The following is a 15,333-nucleotide window of genomic DNA, read 5'->3' as shown; positions in this document are numbered from 1 at the left end:
CGCTCCGCCCGGAGTGCCGGTCGGCGACCGCTCCGGCCGGGCCGCCCTCCCCTTCGGATCACGCCGCGGAGCCCGGAGGGCTCCGCGGGAGACGGCCCCGGCCCGGCGCGGTCAGCGGGAGGCGAGGAGCAGCCGCGCCTCGGTCTCCTGGTCTCCCGAGACCGCCTGGAGGGACTCGATGTCGAAGCCGGCGGCGAGCACCCGCTCGACCTCGCCGACGGCCTGGTAGCCGCCGGTCAGCACGGCGCCGACCTTGCCGGTGAGCCGGGGAGGAGGCACGTCCTCGCGCTGCCCGCCGGAGGTGTCGAAGGTGGCCATCCACACGGTGGGGGCCGGACCCGTGCCCGCGGGGCTCGCGGTCTCGACGTCCTCCAGCCGGTAGTAGTGGTCGAGGACCTCGAACACGGCCCGCGCGTCCTCCTGGCGGCAGTCGCTCAGCTGGACGGTGACGTCGGTGTCGATGTGCAAGTCGTACACGTCGCTCATCTCCTCGCGGCAGAGGTGCCACCCCTCCAGCATCCCCCTCCTCCCCCGGCACGTCGACGGCTCCCGCCCGCCGGTGTCAGCCCGCGGCGAGGAGGGCGTCGACGGTGTCGGCCTCGGCCGCCGGCTTGTCCGGGCGGTGGCGGAGGACCCGGGCGAAGCGAAGGGTGATGCCCGCCGGGTAGCGGGTGGAGCGCTGGAGGCCGTCGTAGGCGATCTCCACGACCAGCTCGGGCCGGACCGTCACGGTGAAGCCGTCGTCCTCGACGGCCAGTTCCATGAGGCGGGCGGTCTGCCAGCGGAGCATGTGGTCGGTGAGCCCTTTGAAGGTCTTGCCGAGCATGACGAAGCCGCCGCCCTCGGTGCGGGCGCCGAGGTGGAGGTTGGAGAGGTAGCCGGTGCGGCGGCCGTGGCCCCGTTCGGCGGCGAGGACGACGAGGTCGACGGTGTGCACGGGCTTCACCTTGAGCCAGGTGCGGCCCCGCCGGCCCGCGACGTAGGGCGCGTCGAGCGCCTTCACGAGGACGCCTTCGTGGCCCCGGGCCAGGGTGTCGGTGAAGAACCGCTCGGCCGCCTGCCGCTGCACCGGGTCGTCCGGGGCGGTCACCTCGAACCGGCGGACCCGGCGGTCCTCGGGCAGCAGTCGGGCGAGGGCCGCGTTCCGCTCCCGGCCCGGGCGGTCGACGAGGGGTTCCCCGTCGGAGGCCAGGACGTCGAAGAAGACCGGAGTGAGCGGGAGCGCGGCCCGGGCTCCGGAGACGTCCGTGCGGGAGCCGACACGCCCGGCGATGGACTGGAACGCGGCGGGGCGGCCGGTGCCGGGGTCGAGGGCGATCAGCTCGCCGTCGAGGATGAACGACTCCGACGGCACCTCGCGGGCGACGGCCACGACCTCGGGCAGGCGGGCGGTGATCTCGTCGAGTGAGCGGGTGTGGACCCGTACCTCCTCTCCGTCGCGGTGCACCTGGATCCGGATGCCGTCCAGCTTCTCCTCCACCGCGCACGGCCCCAGCGCCTCCACCGCCTCGGTGACGGAGCCGGCCGTGTGCGCCAGCATCGGCTGCACCGGGCGGCCGACGCGCAGGGTGAACCGGTCGAGGGCGGTGCGCCCGTCCGCCAGGACCGCCTGGGCCACCGGCGGCAGCGAACCCTCCAGCATCACGGCGCGCCGCAGCCCGACGGCCGGCACGTCCGCGGCCTTCGCAACGCCCTCCAGCGCGACGGCGTCGAGCGCCCCCTGCCGCACCTCGCCGGAGAGCAGCCGCACCAGCAGCTCCTGCTCCTCGACGGTCGCGGCGGCGCACAACTCCCGCACCCGGCGTGCCCTCTCCGCCTGGGATCCGGGCCCCGCCACCCCCGCGAGCGCGTCCATCGCCGCGTCCACTCCGGCCAGGGTCAGCGTCGGCGCGGCCGCCGGGGGCACGGCCGGCGGCACGACCTGCTTGAGGGTGCTCCAGCCGACGCCGATGCGGCCCTGGGGCAGCCGGCCCGAGAGGTAGGCGATGACGAGCGGGCTCTCCTCGGGCGTGGCCTCGGCGAACAGTTCGGCGAGCAGCGTGATCTTCCGCGACCGCGCCGAGGCGGCGGCGACCTGCCGGGAGACCTCCGCGACTCGGGCCAGCAACATGCCCCCATCGTCACCGGGCGCCCCCGCCACCGCACCCGCAGCCGCTCACCCCCAGTCCCGCCGCTCGCCCCAGCCCGACCCTGCCGTCCCGCCCGGGAGGGAGCGCCGGATCCGCTCCAGCAGCCCGGGGCGCCGGGAACGGGACGCCCGTCCCGGCGGTCGCCCCGCCCGGCCGCGCGGACGGGCCGGCGGACGCGCCGCCGGGCCGGCCACCGCCGGTGCCGCCACCACCGCCGCCTCCGGGGCCCCCGCCACCGCGGGCGGGACCGTCGACGCCACCGAGATCCGGGCCGGTTCCGCCGCCGGCCGGGGGCGCTCGCCCGGGTACGGCGCCTGACGGGCCGCGCGGGCCTCGTCCAGGGCGAGGGCGAGGCTCATCCTCTGCCACAGGATCTCGTCCGGGTCGTCGGCGCGGACGAGCCGGTCGGCGATCTCGCGGGACGGGCCGGCGACCGGGAAGCCCGGCGGTGGGGCGGGGCGCAGCCGGTCCAGGTGGCTGCGCTCGTACGGGTCGTCGACGACCTCCGCGATCTGGACCGGGTCGAGCAGCGAGGCGATCGCCGCCGCGCGGGCCCACGGGTCGTCGGCACCGCGGAGCAGCAGGCTCAGATGGCGGGAGCGCCAGTTCCTGGCGCGCAGGTCCTCGGTGAGGGCCCGCTCGCGCACCTCCGTCGGCAACCGGCCGCTGAGCAGTGCCGGGTGCGCCTCGCCGAAGGCGGTGACCTCGGCCGCCACGTACAGCCAGACGACGGCTCGATAGCGGTTGAGGTAGAAGCGGACCGGGCTGAGGTGGCCCGTGCGGGCCAGGCGGGCGAACCGGTCGTGGGTGATGGAGAGGAGTCCCGCGGCCTCCCCCGCGCCGACCGCCCGGACGCGCTCGCGGAGGCCGTCGGGGAAGTCCGGCGCCGCTTTGAGCCGGTCGAGCTCGGCGCGCGTGACCGGGCGCCGCTCGGGCGCCCGGTCCCTGCCGCTTCCCCGGTGCCGGGACGGTCCCTCCGGATCCGGGTCCGGGGCTGTCCTGATCAGCCCCATCCGCACGGCGAGCCGGAACTCTTCGCGCCGCAGTTCCAGCTCTTCCGCGGCCCGGGCGGGTGTCACCGTCCGCGCCGCTCCGTCCGCGGCCGTCCTGTCCTTGGTCACCCTGTCCTTGGTCGCCCTGTCCTTGGTCGTCCCGTCCACCGTCACGGTGTCCGCCTCCCCCGCTCGCTGCCGGCCTGCCGACCGGTTCGGGCTCCGGTGAACCCGACCTCACGAACGTAACGGAGAGTGACGACTCTCGCACGGCCTGTGGACAACCGTCTGTGGACAACCGTCAGACCGTGGGCCCGCCGGGCTGCCGTGCGGAGACGCCCAGGTGCTCGCCGACGCGGTTGACCAGGAGCGTCATCTCGTACGCGACCTGGCCCACGTCGGCCTCGGCGTCGCTCAGTACACAGAGGCAGCTGCCCTCGCCCGCCGCCGTGACGAACAGCAGGGCGTCGTCGAACTCGACCATCGTCTGCCGGGCACGGCCGGCCCGGAAGTGCCGGCCGGAACCGCGTGCCAGGCTGTGCAGGCCGGAGGAGACGGCGGCCAGGTGCTCCGCGTCCTCCCGCGCGAGTTCGCTGCTCGCGCCGGTCACCAGGCCGTCGTTCGACAGCACCAGTGCGTGCCGTATCGGCCCGACCCTTCCGGTCAGGTCGTCCAGGAGCCAGTCGAGCCCCTTGTCCAGCGCCATGTGGTGGTCCTCCCCCTCGTCGGTGCGGTCGCGCCGGCCGGGCCCCGTGCCCGCGTTCGCCGGTACGGACCGCGTGTCGCGGCAAGCCTTACGCACTGTCGTGGACAGGGCAAGCACCCCGGTCCGCCCGGGTGTGCCGCCGTACCGCCGCCCCGTGGCGCACGATGGGGTCATGACGAGAATGACCGAGGAACAGTGGCGGGACTTCGTGTCCCGGGGAACCCGTACCGGCAAGCTCGCGACCGTGCGCGCGGACGGCAGTCCGCACGTCGTGCCGGTGTGGTTCGTGCTCGACGGCGACTCCTTCGTCTTCAACACAGGGAAGGACACGGTGAAGGGCCGCAACCTCGCGCGGGACGGCCGGGTCTCGCTCTGCGTGGACGACGACGCGCCGCCGTTCTCGTACGTGACCCTGAGCGGCCGGGCGGAGCTGAGCGAGGACCCGCTGGAGCTGCTGGACTGGGCCACCCGGATCGGCGGCCGCTACATGGGCGAGGCCCGGGCCGCGGAGTTCGGCGCCCGCAACGGGGTGCCGGGCGAGCTCGTCGTCCGGGTGAGGATCGAGAAGGTGGCCTCGGCGGGCGGGGTCTCCGACTGACCTCCCCCGGACGGCGGTTCAGCCGACCGTGTCGAGGAGCCGGGCGGTGTGCATCCGCCCGGCGTACTCGACCACCCGGATGAGGACCTCCTTGCCGGAGTCCCGGTCGCGCGCGTCGCAGAGCACCACGGGCGTACCCAGGTCCAGGTCGAGCGCGCGGGACACGTCCTGCGCGCCGTAGGAGCGGGCGCCCTCGAAGCAGTTGACGGCCACCACGAAGGGGATCTTCCGGTGCTCGAAGTAGTCGACCGCCGGGAAGCAGTCCTCGAGCCGGCGGGTGTCGGCGAGGACGACCGCTCCCAGGGCGCCCTGGGAGAGCTCGTCCCACAGGAACCAGAAACGGTCCTGTCCCGGGGTGCCGAAGAGGTACAGCGACAGTCCCGCGCGGATCGTGATCCGGCCGAAGTCCATGGCCACGGTGGTGGTGGTCTTCTGGTCCACTCCCCCGGTGTCGTCGACGAGTTCGCCGGCGCTGCTGAGCTGTTCCTCGGTGCGCAGGGGACGGATCTCGCTGACCGCTCCGACCAGGGTGGTCTTGCCGACGCCGAAGCCGCCGGCGACCAGGATCTTCAGGGCGAGCACGGTGTCGTCGCCGTCCGCGCCGGTGCTGTCAGAGCGCTCGTAGGCCATCGATCACTTCTCTCAGGATGCGTTCGTCGGGGAGCTGCGCGGGGGGTACGGGCCGGCTGACGCGCACGAAGCCCGATTCGAGGAGGTCGCCGAGGAGGACCCGGACGACGCCCACGGGGAGGTCGGCGTCGGCGGCGAGTTCGGCGACCGACTGGGTCTCGGACCGGCAGAGGGCGAGCAGGGCCCGGTGTTCGGGGCCGAGGACGGCCTCCTCGGCCGGGCCCGGCGGGTCGTCGTCGACGACGACCAGGGCGATGAGGTCGAACCGTACGTTGCTGGGGCCGGGTCTGGTGCGGCCGCCGGTCATCGCGTACGGCCGGACGAGCGGCCCGGCGTCGTCGTCGTACCACTGGCTGCCCGGTGCGGGCGGGCCTCCGCCGGTGGCGGCCCCGCCGGCGCTGTCCATGGTCATGGGAGTCTCCGGTCAGCCGGCGGCCGGTGGGGTCGCCGTGAGCCGCGGCGGGGTGTGCAGGTGCTCGCCCACGCGTTTGACGAGCCGGGCCATCTCGTAGGCGATGAGGCCGATGTCGGCGCTGACGGAGCTGAGCACGGCCAGGCAGGAGCCGTCGCCGGCGGCGGCGACGAAGAGGAAGCCGTCGTCCATCTCGACCATGGTCTGGCGGACGCCGCCGGTGTGGAACTGGCGTCCGGCGCCCTTGGCGAGGCTGTGGAAGCCGGAGGCGATGGCGGCGAGGTGCTCGGCGTCCTCACGGCTGAGTCCGCTGGAGGCGCCGACCGCGAGGCCGTCGCTGGAGAGCACCACCGTGTGCCGGACCTCGCGGACCCTGGCCACCAGATCGTCGAGGAGCCAGTCGAGTTCGCCGGAGCGGTGGTGGGAGATCCTCTCGTGGTCGATCATGCGTCGTCTCCTTCGGATCGGGGGTCCTGGGGCGGGTTGGCGCGGGCGCCGAAGTAGGGGCCGAGGTCGGTACGCGCGCGTGCGTCGCTCCGTGGGTCGTACGTGGCCTCGCCCGGAGCGGCGGGCGCCGGGCCGTGCGCCGCGGGCGCGGGGCCGGCGTCGACGTACGGGCGGGTGACGCGCCCGGCATCGGTCCCGTCCGGTGCGCCGCCCTCCGAGGCGGCGCCGCCGCCGAGCGGGCGCCGGACGCCCGGGGCGGGGCCGCCACCGCGCTGCCAGCCGTCGCGGTAGGCGGCCATCCGGTCGCGTACCCGCTCGGGCGTCCGCTCCGGCGCGCCGGGGGCCGGGGCGGCGGGTGCCGGGGCCGCCGCGGGAACCTCGCGCAGCTGCGGGACGAGGCTGGCCTGCCGGATGCGGCGGGGCAGCCCGGCGTCGCCGTCCGCGTCGCCGGACCCCTGGTCGTGACCGGCCGGCGCCGGCGGCTGCGGCGGTACGGCGTGGCCGCGCGGGCGCAGGGTGGTCACACCGGCCGGTACGGGTACGGGTTCGGGGCTCGGGGCGAGCGCGGGGACGGCCGAAGGGCGAGGCAGGGACTGCGGCCGGGCGGGTGACCGCTCGGGCGCCGGGGACGGGGACGGGGGTGTGGGAGAGGTGCGCGGGGGTACGGGCGCGGCCGGTCCGCCGGGAGCTGCCGCGGGGGTGCCTCTGAGGACCTTCGGCGCGTCGGGGGCGGCCGCGGGGGTACGGGACGCGACCGGCGGTCCGGTGAAGCGGCGGGCTTCCGCGCGGTGGGCCTCCTCGCGCTCGCGGGCGGCACGCTCCTCGCCCGGCGCGGTGGGTTCCGGGGCCGTGACGGTGCCGGCGGGGTCGCCGGCGGTGCCGTGGCCGGGCGGGAGGGCGCCCTGGAGGAGGTCGGTGGGCAGCAGGACCACGGCGGTGGTGCCGCCGTACGGGGAGGGCCTCAGGTGGACCTTGACGGCATGCCGGGAGGAGAGGCGGCTGACGACGAAGAGGCCGAGCCGGTCGCTGTCGAAGAGGTCGAGCGCCTCGGAGCGGTCGATGCGGGCGTTGGCCTCGGCGAGGGTCTCCTTGCCCATGCCCAGGCCCCGGTCCTCGATCTCCAGGGCGTAGCCGTTGCCGACGGGTTCGCCGCTGACCCGGACCTTGGTGTGGGGCGGGGAGAACTGTGCCGCGTTCTCGATGAGTTCGGCGAGGAGGTGGGTGAGGTCCGCGACGGCGCCGCCCGCGACGGCGGTCTCGGGGAGGCGGCGCACCTCCACGCGCGCGTAGTCCTCGATCTCGGAGACGGCGGCGCGGACGACGTCGGTCAGCGGGACCGGCATGCGCCAGGCACGGCCGGGGGAGGCGCCGGAGAGGATGATCAGGCTCTCGGCGTGGCGTCGCATCCGGGTCGTGAGGTGGTCGAGCCGGAAGAGGTCGCCGAGTTCTCCGGGGTCGTCGGCGCGCCGCTCCATGCTGTCCAGGAGGTTGAGCTGGCGGTGGACCAGGACCTGGCTGCGGCGGGCGAGGTTGACGAAGACCCCGGAGATGCCGCTGGCGAGTTCGGCGCGTTCGACGGCCGCGGAGAGCGCGGCCCGGTGGACGGTGGTGAGGGCCTCGCCGACCTGTCCGATCTCGTCCTGGGGCGCGGGTCCGGGCGGGGCTTCGGCCTGGACGTCGATCTCCTCGCCGGCGCGGAGCCGGCCCATGGCGGCGGGGAGCTTGCGACGGGCGATGCCGAGGGCGGTGTTGCGGAGGCTGACGAGTTCGACGACGAGCCCGCGGCCGATCCGGACCGAGATGACGAGGGAGGCGGCGACGGCGGCGAGGCCGAGGACGACGGCGGCGCCCGCGGGGCTGAGGAGGCCGCCCGCGAAGGGGCCGCTGTCGTCGGCCGCGGCGGCGCGCGCGTCGCTCTCGACGGAGGCCAGGCCGGTGCGGACGGCGGCGAGGGCGGCGTCCCAGTCGGCGGAGGGCGCGGCCTGGGCGGCGGGGCGCCCGTCGGCGGCGTCGGCGACGCGGTCCTCGGCGGCGGTGAGCCGGGCGTGGTCGGGATCGCCGGAGAGCCGGGCCCAGGCGGCGCGGCCGGCCGGCGGCAGGTCGGCGGTGGCCGAGGCGAGGAGGGTGCGGCGGGTCTCGACGGCGCCGGTGAAGGCGCGCCGGTGGGCGGCGGTCAGGCGGCCGGTCAGGTGGGCGGAGCCGAGGAGGGCGTCCTCGCGGGCGAGCATCTCGCCGGCGCGGGCGACTTCGAGGAGCACGCGCGCGTGGGAGCCCTGTCCGGTGTCCTGGACGCCGCTGAGGGCGCCGCCGACGGCGAAGCCGGCCTGGACGGCGGTCGTGTACTCCGCGTACACCCGGTCCCAGTCGCCGCGTCCCTCGGCGGCGAGCGCGCGGAGGCGGGTGAGGCCCTGGGCCTCGCGGACGAAGGCGCCGACCCGTTCGGCGACGTCGGCGGGCAGGTCGCCCGAGTCGCCGACGGTGTGGCCGCCGCCGAGCCGCAGCCGGGCGACGGCCTCGTCGGTGCGGCGGATCCGGTCCTTCAGCTCGGCGGCGCGGCCGGCGCCGGGGGCGGCGATCTGCCGTACGGCGGCCCGGCGTTCCTCCTGGAGTGCGGTGACGGCGGCGGACACGGGCTGCCGGATGTCGGCGTCGACGCGCTGGAGCTGGCGGATCCGGGCCATGTCCTGGGCGGTGGTGACGGTGGCGAAGCCCCAGAGGGCGATGAGCGAGACGACCGGGACCATGAGGAGCGAGACGATCTTGGCGCGCACGGTGCGGGGCCTCAGCCCCCGCCGTCCGGGCCCTTCGGCGGGGACGGTGGCCGCGCCGTCCCCGGCGCCGCTCCCCGTGTCCTCGCCCCCGGGGCCGTCCGCCGGAGCGTCGGCGCCGGGCGGACCGCCCGGACCGGCGTCGGCGGTGCGCGGTTCGGTTTCGTCGGCGGGCGGCCCGGCGTGTGCGCGCCGCCCGCGTGCGGTCGCCGGCGGCGCGGGCGCCGCGGCGTCCTGGTTCTTGCGGGGAGTTCGCATGGGCTCCTCGTTCCGGCTGGGAGAGGGAGGGTCGGGGATCCGGGGAGGGGGCAGGAGACGGAGGGAGGGACGGCGGGGGGGGGAGGGTTGTGCGGGGCGGGAGGACGACAGAGGGGACGGGGACGGCGGCGTACGGCGGGGCTGCGGGGGCCGTCGCGTTCAGGGGGCCGTCGCGTTCAGGGGGTCGGCGCGCGGAGGGGTTCCCGGCCGGCGCGGAAGCCGGGCGGGGCCACGTCGATCGCGCGCTCGTCCGGTTCGGTGAGGCGCTCGGCCGAGGCGTACGCGGCCCGTTCCCTGGCCGTCGGGGAGAGGGCGACGAAGGCGGAGGTGATGAAGAGGTACGAGCCGAGGCCGACGGCGAGCGGGAAGATGAACTGCATGACGGTGGCGCCGGGGAGGTCGGCGGCGGAGGGGGCGACGTCGACGCCGACCGCGAGCATGCCCGTGTAGTGCATGCTGCTGACGGCCGCTCCCATGACGAGGGAGGCGAGCGCCACCGCGATCGGCGCGTGGATGTGGAGGGCCGCCCAGAGGGCCGCGGTGGCGGCGACGACCGCGATGACGACCGAGAGGGCGACGAGCAGCGGATCGTAGTGGACGTTGCCGTGGAGGCGGAGGGCGGCCATGCCCATGTAGTGCATGCTCGCCACGCCGATCCCGGTCGTCAGGCCACCGATCAGAAGTGATCGCATGCGGTCGCGTCCGTAGCCGACGGCGAAGACTCCGACGCCCACCACGCCCATCGCGATGACGAGGCTGAGGATGGTGAGCGGTACGTCGTAGCGGATGTCGGTGCCGCTGACGCCGAAGCCGAGCATGGCCACGAAGTGCATGGTCCAGATGCCGGTACCGATCGCGGAGGCGGCCGTGAGCAGCCAGTTCCGCCGCGAGCGGCCGGTCGCGTCGAGCGCGCGTACGGTGCAGCGCAGCCCGAGGGCGGCGCCGATGCAGGCCATCGCGTACGACAGCACAGGTGTCAGCCAGCCGAAGGTGGCGTGGTCCAGGTGTCCCATGACTCGGGGACGCTAGTGCGCACGTGGGGGCGCACCGGGGGCGCATTTCGAAAGCTGCTGGAATATGACGCAGAGAAGTACCAGATCGATCGGACGGCGTTCGAACGTGCACACAGAACGTTCACACCCTCGGGTGGGCGATCATGAGCGCATGAGCGATGACCCCACAGATGTCCGAGCGTTCTTCGCCACCCGCGCGGCCGGCTGGGACAGCCGGTTCCCCGACGACGGCCCCGCCTACGCCGCCGCGGTCGCCGAGCTGGGCCTGCGGCCCGGGGACGCCGTGCTCGACGCGGGCTGCGGCACCGGCCGGGCGCTGCCTCCGCTGCGTACCGCCGTCGGCCCGTCGGGGACCGTCATCGGCGCCGACCTCACCCCGGAGATGCTGACCGAGGCGGTACGGGCCGGACGGCGCGGCCCGCTGGGCGCCGGGGTCCTGCTCCTCGCCGACGTCGGCAGGCTGCCGCTCCGGGGCGGCGGACTCGACGCGGTCTTCGGCGCCGGGCTCGTCTCCCACCTCGCCGATCCGGTCGCCGGTCTGCGCGAACTCGCCCGGGTGGTACGGCCCGGCGGCCGCCTCGCGCTCTTCCACCCGATCGGCCGCGCCGCGCTCGCGGCCCGGCACGGCCGGCAGATCACCCCGGACGACCTGAGGGCCGAGCCCCGGCTGCGCCCCGTCCTCGCCGAGGCGGGCTGGCGGCTCGCCTCGTACGTGGACGAGGACACCCGCTACCTCGCGCTCGCCGTACGGGAGGACTGAGGGGACCCGGCGCCCGGACGCGTCCGCCCGGCGGGCGCAACCCCCAACGCCCCCTTCTGCCCCGGCACTTCACTGTCTACCGTGGAAGTGCCGGGCAGCCGTGCCCGGGGAAAGGCGGCCGGCCGTGGCACGGATAGCGGAACGCATGCGCAAGCTCCTCCCCTCCGCCCGACGCGCGTCCGGGGACGGAGCCGCCCCGCCGGCCCGCACCGGACGGCAGGGCCACAACCTCTTCGAGGCGGCCGCGGTCTACGTCGCCGCCAGCGCCGAGGACGACCAGGAACGGATGGACGAGGCCGCCACCTGGGTCTCCCCCGGACAGCTCACCTTCGGCGTCAACGAACTCGCCTGCCGCGCCCTGCTCACCCTCGCCCGGGAACGGAACCAGAGCCCCGAGGCCGTGGCCCGCTCCCTGCTCGGAGTGCGCGACCGCTGAGCCGCGCCCTGGGGCGGCCCGCGCCCTCCCGCACGCGGCCCTCGTCGGGCGGCCCGGGCCGTCCCGCGCCACCGTCCCCGCCGGCCCGGGCTGTCGCGGGCCGACGCGCCACCGCCGCCCCCGTCAGAGGGTGGCGTCCGCGCGGGGCTCCCCGTCGCGGGGGCTCGGGTCCGCCCCGGGCTTCCCCCGCTCGAAGCCGCCCGCGGGGACGCGTACCGTCGCGACGACGAGCAGCGAGGCCACCGCCCCCAGCGCCGCCGCCACGAGCAGCACCGCGTTCAGACCGGACGCGAACGCCTCGCGCACCAGGTCCGTCACGCCGGCGCGGTCGCTCTCCGGCAGGCCGGCGACGATCGATCTGGCCTGTCCGCCGCTCAGCGCGGCGGCCGTCCCGTGCGGGTCCGGGACCCCGGCGCCGGCCCTGAGCACCTGTTCGACGCGCGACTGGAAGATCAGGCCGAACACGGCGATCCCCAGCGCGAAGCCCAACTGGCGGAACGTGTTGACCGCTCCGCCCACCATGCCGCCGCGCTCCGGGGGCACCGTGGCCAGGGCCGCCGCCGCGAGGCTCGGCGTCACGAGCCCGACCCCCACACCGGAGACGACGAGCCCCGCCACGAGACTCCCGCCGGTGGACCCCGCGTCGAGACCGGCCTGCATGCCGGAGCCCAGGGCGATGAGCGCGAGACCGCCCCCGATGGACACCCGGGGCGGCCAGGGGCCGAAGCGGCCCGCGAGCGCCGAGGCGACGAACGCGGAAGCGCACAGGGGCAGAAGGTACAGCCCCGCCTCGACGGGCTCGTACCCCAGGACGGACTGCATCCATAGCGACTCGTACAGCAGGTGGGCGAAGGCGGCGCCCTGCAAAAACAGGGCGCTGATCATGATGCCGGTGAACGAGGGGCTGCGGAACAGCGACAGATCGAGAACGGGTTCCTCGTGCCCCCTCTCGGCCAGGACGAAGAGGACGAGGGCGGCGCCCGCCACCGCGAACAGGCCGAGGGTGAGCGGAGACGCCCACCCGTCGGAATGGGCCCGGATCAGCCCGAAGGTGAGGGACCCGCTCGCCACCGTGAACGTCACCACGCCCAGGACGTCCGCCCGCTGCCCGCCCCGGGGCCGGCCCTCGGCCTCGCGCACGAAGCGCAGGGTCATCACGACGGCGACCAGGCAGAGCGGCAGGTTGACGAAGAAGATCCACCGCCAGTCCAGGTACTGGGTGAGCAGCCCGCCGGCCATCGGCCCGGCCGCGGCCGCGACCGAGTTGGTGGCGCCCCACACGGCGAAGGCGATGCCCCGCTCCCGGCCGCGGTAGTGCGAGCCGAGCAGGGCGATCGTCGTTCCGAACATGCCCGCGGCGCCCGCCCCCTGCACGGCCCTCGCGCCGATCAGTACACCCGCGTCCGGGGCCAGCCCGCAGACCGCCGACGCCGCGGTGAAGACCGCCAGCCCGATGAGGTACACCTTCCTGCGGCCGATCCGGTCGGCACGGGAACCGACGGCGAGCAGCAGGGACGCCAGGGCCAGCGCGTAGACGTCGACGACCCACTGCACGTCGGAGAGGTCGGTGTGGAGGTCCGCCGCCATGGCGGGCAGCGCCACGATGACGATCGTGACGTCGAGCAGCAGCATGAAGGTGCCGAGACAGATCGCCGTCAGAGGCCACCACCGACGCATCCGAACCCCATTCCTCCGCCGCGCCGGGAGCGACGCCCCCGGCCGCCCCATGATCCACGCCGGAGGCACGTTCTCCCCCGGCGGCCGCGCGCCACGCCGAGCGCGTGGATCGCAGGGGCGTACGCCTAGGTCCGCCTGGAGGATCAGCGGTGGCGGGCCCGGTGACCCGCTCATAGCTTCGCCGTATGACGAAACGGCAGATCGCCTACCTGGCATGCACCGTGACGCTGGTGGTCTCGGGAGTCGGAGCCGCGGCTCCGACGGCCGACCATCGGACGGTGCACCGGGTGAAGCCCGGCGAATCGATCCAGAAAGCGGTGGACGCCGCGAAGCCCGGGGACACGGTCGTCCTCTCCCCGGGCATCTACCGCGAGAGCGTCCGCATCACCACCTCGAACCTGACCCTGCGCGGCTCGAACGTCCTCCCCACCGTCCTCGTACCCGGCGAGGCGGCGGCCGACGACACCTGCGCCAAGGCCGGCCACGGCATCTGCGTGACCGGCACGGCCGACCGTCCCGTGGAGGGCGTCACGGTGCGCTCCCTGAAGCTCCGCGGCTTCACCAAGAACGGCCTGTGGGCCTCGCGGACCGACCGGCTGAGGATCCATCGCGTCACCGCCGAGGCGAACGGCAACTGGGGCATCGCCCTGGAACGGTCCGTACGCAGCGTCCTGACGCGCAACGTCGCCCGGGACAACGCCGACGCCGGACTGTTCGTCTCCAACACCACCGACACCGAGTCGGGTGCCGTCGACGCGGCGGGGACGGTCATCAGCCACAACCACGTGTCCGGGAACCGCATCGGCCTCACCGTGCGACGCCTGCGCAACCTGACCGTCGAACGCAACGAGGCGACCGGGAACTGCGCCGCGGTGTTCGTGGTGGGCGACGAGTCCACCCCGCGCGCCGGGGCGATGACCCTGCGCCGGAACCACGTCCACGCCAACAACAAGCTCTGCCCGAAGACGCCCCGGCTGCCCTTCCTCCAGGGCTCGGGCATCGTACTGACCGGCGCCGAGGAGACGGTGGTCGCGGAGAACAGGATCGTGGACAACGTCGGCACCTCGCCGCTGTCGGGCGGCATCGTGCTCTTCAAGAGCTTCGTGGGCGCCCTCAACGAACGCAACGAGATCCGCGACAACGTCGTCCTCCGCAACGGCTCGGCCGACCTCGCCAACCGGGACACCGGCGAGGGCAACACGTTCCGCGGCAACACCTGTGAGGTCTCGGAGCCCGCGGGCATGTGCTGACGGCCCGCTCCGGTCCACTCCCCCCTCACCAGCTCCCTCCCCCCTCACCCATCCCACTTCACCCATCCCTCTCCCACTTCACCGACGAGAAGGTGACAGATGACGACTGTCGATCCCGTTCCCCCCACCGTCGATCCCGCCCCTCCGCCACCCATGCGGCTGCGGGAGCTCGTCTTCGGAGCGGCCTGTGCCGCCGCCGTCCGCGCCGCCGTCCGCCTCGGTGTGGCGGACGCCCTGGGCGACGCGCCCATGACCGTGGAGGACCTGGCCGCCGCGGCGCGGACCCAGCCGCGGACCCTGCGCCGCCTGCTCCGCGCGCTCTCCTGCCAGGGCGTCTTCGCGGAGAACGCCGACGGCACGTTCTCGCACACGGAGATGTCCCGGCTGCTGCGCGAGGACGCCCCGGACAGCCTGCGGTACATCGCCCTGTGGTGCACGGAGCCGTGGACCTGGAACGTGTGGCCGAAGCTCGACGAGGCGGTGCGCTCCGGCCGCGACGTCTTCGAGGACGTGTACGAGGAAGAGTTCTTCACCTACCTCAACGAGCAGGCCCCCGAGTCGGCGTACGTGTTCAACCGCGCCATGACCACGTCGAGCCGGCAGTCCGCCCAGGACGTCGCCGACCTCCTCGACCTGCGCGGCGCCGCCTCCGTCGCGGACATCGGAGGCGGCCAGGGGCACGTCCTGGCGAGCCTCCTGGAGCGTCACCCCGGCCTGCAGGGCACGCTCCTCGACCTGCCCGGGGTGGTGGAGAACGCCGACCCGCGCCTGCGGGACGGCGGCGCACTCGCCTCCCGGGTGCGTGTCGTCGCCGGCGACTGCCGCGAGGACATCCCGGTCCAGGCCGACGTGTACGTCATCAAGAACATCCTGGAGTGGGACGACGACAGCACCCGCAGGACGCTCGCCAACGTCCGCGCGGCGGCGCGTCCCGGTGCCCGGGTCGTCGTGATCGAGAACCTCGTGGACGACACGCCGTCGATGAAGTTCACGACCGCGATGGACCTCCTGCTGCTCCTCAACGTGGGCGGCGCGAAGCACACCCGGCAGAGCATGGTCGACCGGCTGACGGACGCCGGCCTCGTCATCGGCGAGATCCGCCCCGTCAACGCGTACCTCCACGCCTTCGAGTGCACCGTTCCCGTTCCCTGACGGGCCGGACCACGGAACCGAGGCCGCCCGCCCCGCGTCGTGCGGGGCGGCGACGACAGCACCCGCAGGACGCTCGCCAACGTCCGCGCGGCGGCGCGTCCCGGT

General features: G+C 75.0%; 15 protein-coding genes. 5 read left to right on the top strand and 10 right to left on the bottom strand.

All coding sequences use genetic code 11. The features are described 5' to 3' along the window. Nucleotides 1-111: 111 nt before the first annotated feature. The 4 genes from ACFVU3_RS20160 to ACFVU3_RS20145 all read right to left on the bottom strand — a co-directional run bounded on the left by ACFVU3_RS20160 (nt 112) and on the right by ACFVU3_RS20145 (nt 3,827). The gene (locus ACFVU3_RS20160; protein ID WP_390067884.1) at nt 112-519 is read right to left on the bottom strand and encodes a hypothetical protein; all 408 of its coding nucleotides are present in this window, start codon (nt 517-519) and stop codon (nt 112-114) included. A gap of 43 nt (nt 520-562) precedes the next feature. Then, a complete protein-coding gene (locus ACFVU3_RS20155) occupies nt 563-2,110 on the bottom strand; it encodes an ATP-dependent DNA ligase (protein ID WP_390067882.1) in 1,548 nt (515 codons plus the stop codon). 45 nt (nt 2,111-2,155) lie between these two features. Then, entirely contained in the window at nt 2,156-3,295 is a 1,140-nt protein-coding gene (locus tag ACFVU3_RS20150) for a DUF6397 family protein (RefSeq protein WP_390067880.1), read from the bottom strand. 127 nt (nt 3,296-3,422) lie between these two features. Beyond that, nucleotides 3,423-3,827 carry a roadblock/LC7 domain-containing protein gene (locus tag ACFVU3_RS20145; protein WP_390067879.1) on the bottom strand — a complete coding sequence of 135 codons (405 nt, stop codon included), beginning with the start codon at nt 3,825-3,827 and terminating at the stop codon, nt 3,423-3,425. Between the two features lie 172 nt (nt 3,828-3,999). Between ACFVU3_RS20145 and ACFVU3_RS20140 the strand changes: the two genes are divergently transcribed. Further along, entirely contained in the window at nt 4,000-4,425 is a 426-nt protein-coding gene (locus ACFVU3_RS20140) for a PPOX class F420-dependent oxidoreductase (protein WP_390067877.1), read from the top strand. A gap of 18 nt (nt 4,426-4,443) precedes the next feature. Here ACFVU3_RS20140 and ACFVU3_RS20135 read toward each other — a convergent pair whose 3' ends face one another. The 5 genes from ACFVU3_RS20135 to ACFVU3_RS20115 all read right to left on the bottom strand — a co-directional run bounded on the left by ACFVU3_RS20135 (nt 4,444) and on the right by ACFVU3_RS20115 (nt 9,953). Beyond that, entirely contained in the window at nt 4,444-5,055 is a 612-nt protein-coding gene (locus tag ACFVU3_RS20135) for an ATP/GTP-binding protein (protein WP_390067875.1), read from the bottom strand. Then, a complete protein-coding gene (locus ACFVU3_RS20130; RefSeq protein WP_390067874.1) occupies nt 5,036-5,467 on the bottom strand; it encodes a DUF742 domain-containing protein in 432 nt (143 codons plus the stop codon). Before ACFVU3_RS20130 ends, ACFVU3_RS20135 begins: the two co-directional genes overlap by 20 nt. A gap of 12 nt (nt 5,468-5,479) precedes the next feature. Then, nucleotides 5,480-5,914 carry a roadblock/LC7 domain-containing protein gene (locus ACFVU3_RS20125; RefSeq protein WP_390067872.1) on the bottom strand — a complete coding sequence of 145 codons (435 nt, stop codon included), beginning with the start codon at nt 5,912-5,914 and terminating at the stop codon, nt 5,480-5,482. Further along, entirely contained in the window at nt 5,911-8,940 is a 3,030-nt protein-coding gene (locus tag ACFVU3_RS20120) for a nitrate- and nitrite sensing domain-containing protein (protein WP_390067870.1), read from the bottom strand. Before ACFVU3_RS20120 ends, ACFVU3_RS20125 begins: the two co-directional genes overlap by 4 nt. Nucleotides 8,941-9,116: 176 nt before the next feature. After that, complete coding sequence (locus ACFVU3_RS20115; RefSeq protein WP_390067868.1) at nt 9,117-9,953, bottom strand: MHYT domain-containing protein; 837 nt, start codon at nt 9,951-9,953, stop codon at nt 9,117-9,119. Nucleotides 9,954-10,104: 151 nt separating this feature from the next. On the opposite strand from ACFVU3_RS20115, the gene ACFVU3_RS20110 reads away from it, so the two are divergent. Both ACFVU3_RS20110 and ACFVU3_RS20105 read left to right on the top strand, forming a co-directional pair. After that, nucleotides 10,105-10,713: a class I SAM-dependent methyltransferase gene (locus ACFVU3_RS20110; protein WP_390067866.1), complete on the top strand. Its 609-nt coding sequence runs from the start codon at nt 10,105-10,107 to the stop codon at nt 10,711-10,713. Nucleotides 10,714-10,858: 145 nt separating this feature from the next. Further along, the gene (locus ACFVU3_RS20105; RefSeq protein ID WP_390067865.1) at nt 10,859-11,149 is read left to right on the top strand and encodes a hypothetical protein; all 291 of its coding nucleotides are present in this window, start codon (nt 10,859-10,861) and stop codon (nt 11,147-11,149) included. 123 nt (nt 11,150-11,272) lie between these two features. Here the strand turns inward: ACFVU3_RS20105 and ACFVU3_RS20100 are convergent, their stop codons facing one another. Further along, nucleotides 11,273-12,826, bottom strand: coding sequence for an MFS transporter (locus tag ACFVU3_RS20100; RefSeq protein WP_390067864.1), 1,554 nt, complete (start codon nt 12,824-12,826; stop codon nt 11,273-11,275). 185 nt (nt 12,827-13,011) lie between these two features. Here ACFVU3_RS20100 and ACFVU3_RS20095 point away from each other — a divergent pair, with 185 nt between their 5' ends. Continuing rightward, a complete protein-coding gene (locus ACFVU3_RS20095; RefSeq protein ID WP_390067862.1) occupies nt 13,012-14,076 on the top strand; it encodes a nitrous oxide reductase family maturation protein NosD in 1,065 nt (354 codons plus the stop codon). Nucleotides 14,077-14,175: 99 nt separating this feature from the next. Beyond that, nucleotides 14,176-15,228 (top strand): methyltransferase, encoded by a 1,053-nt coding sequence (locus ACFVU3_RS20090; RefSeq protein WP_390067861.1) that lies wholly within the window; start codon nt 14,176-14,178, stop codon nt 15,226-15,228. Nucleotides 15,229-15,333: the final 105 nt, after the last annotated feature.

This window comes from Streptomyces sp. NPDC058052 (assembly GCF_042885515.1).
Lineage (GTDB): Bacteria > Actinomycetota > Actinomycetes > Streptomycetales > Streptomycetaceae > Streptomyces.
The sequence above is the reverse complement of the archived record's forward strand: the minus strand, read 5'-3'. Positions and strand labels throughout refer to the sequence as shown.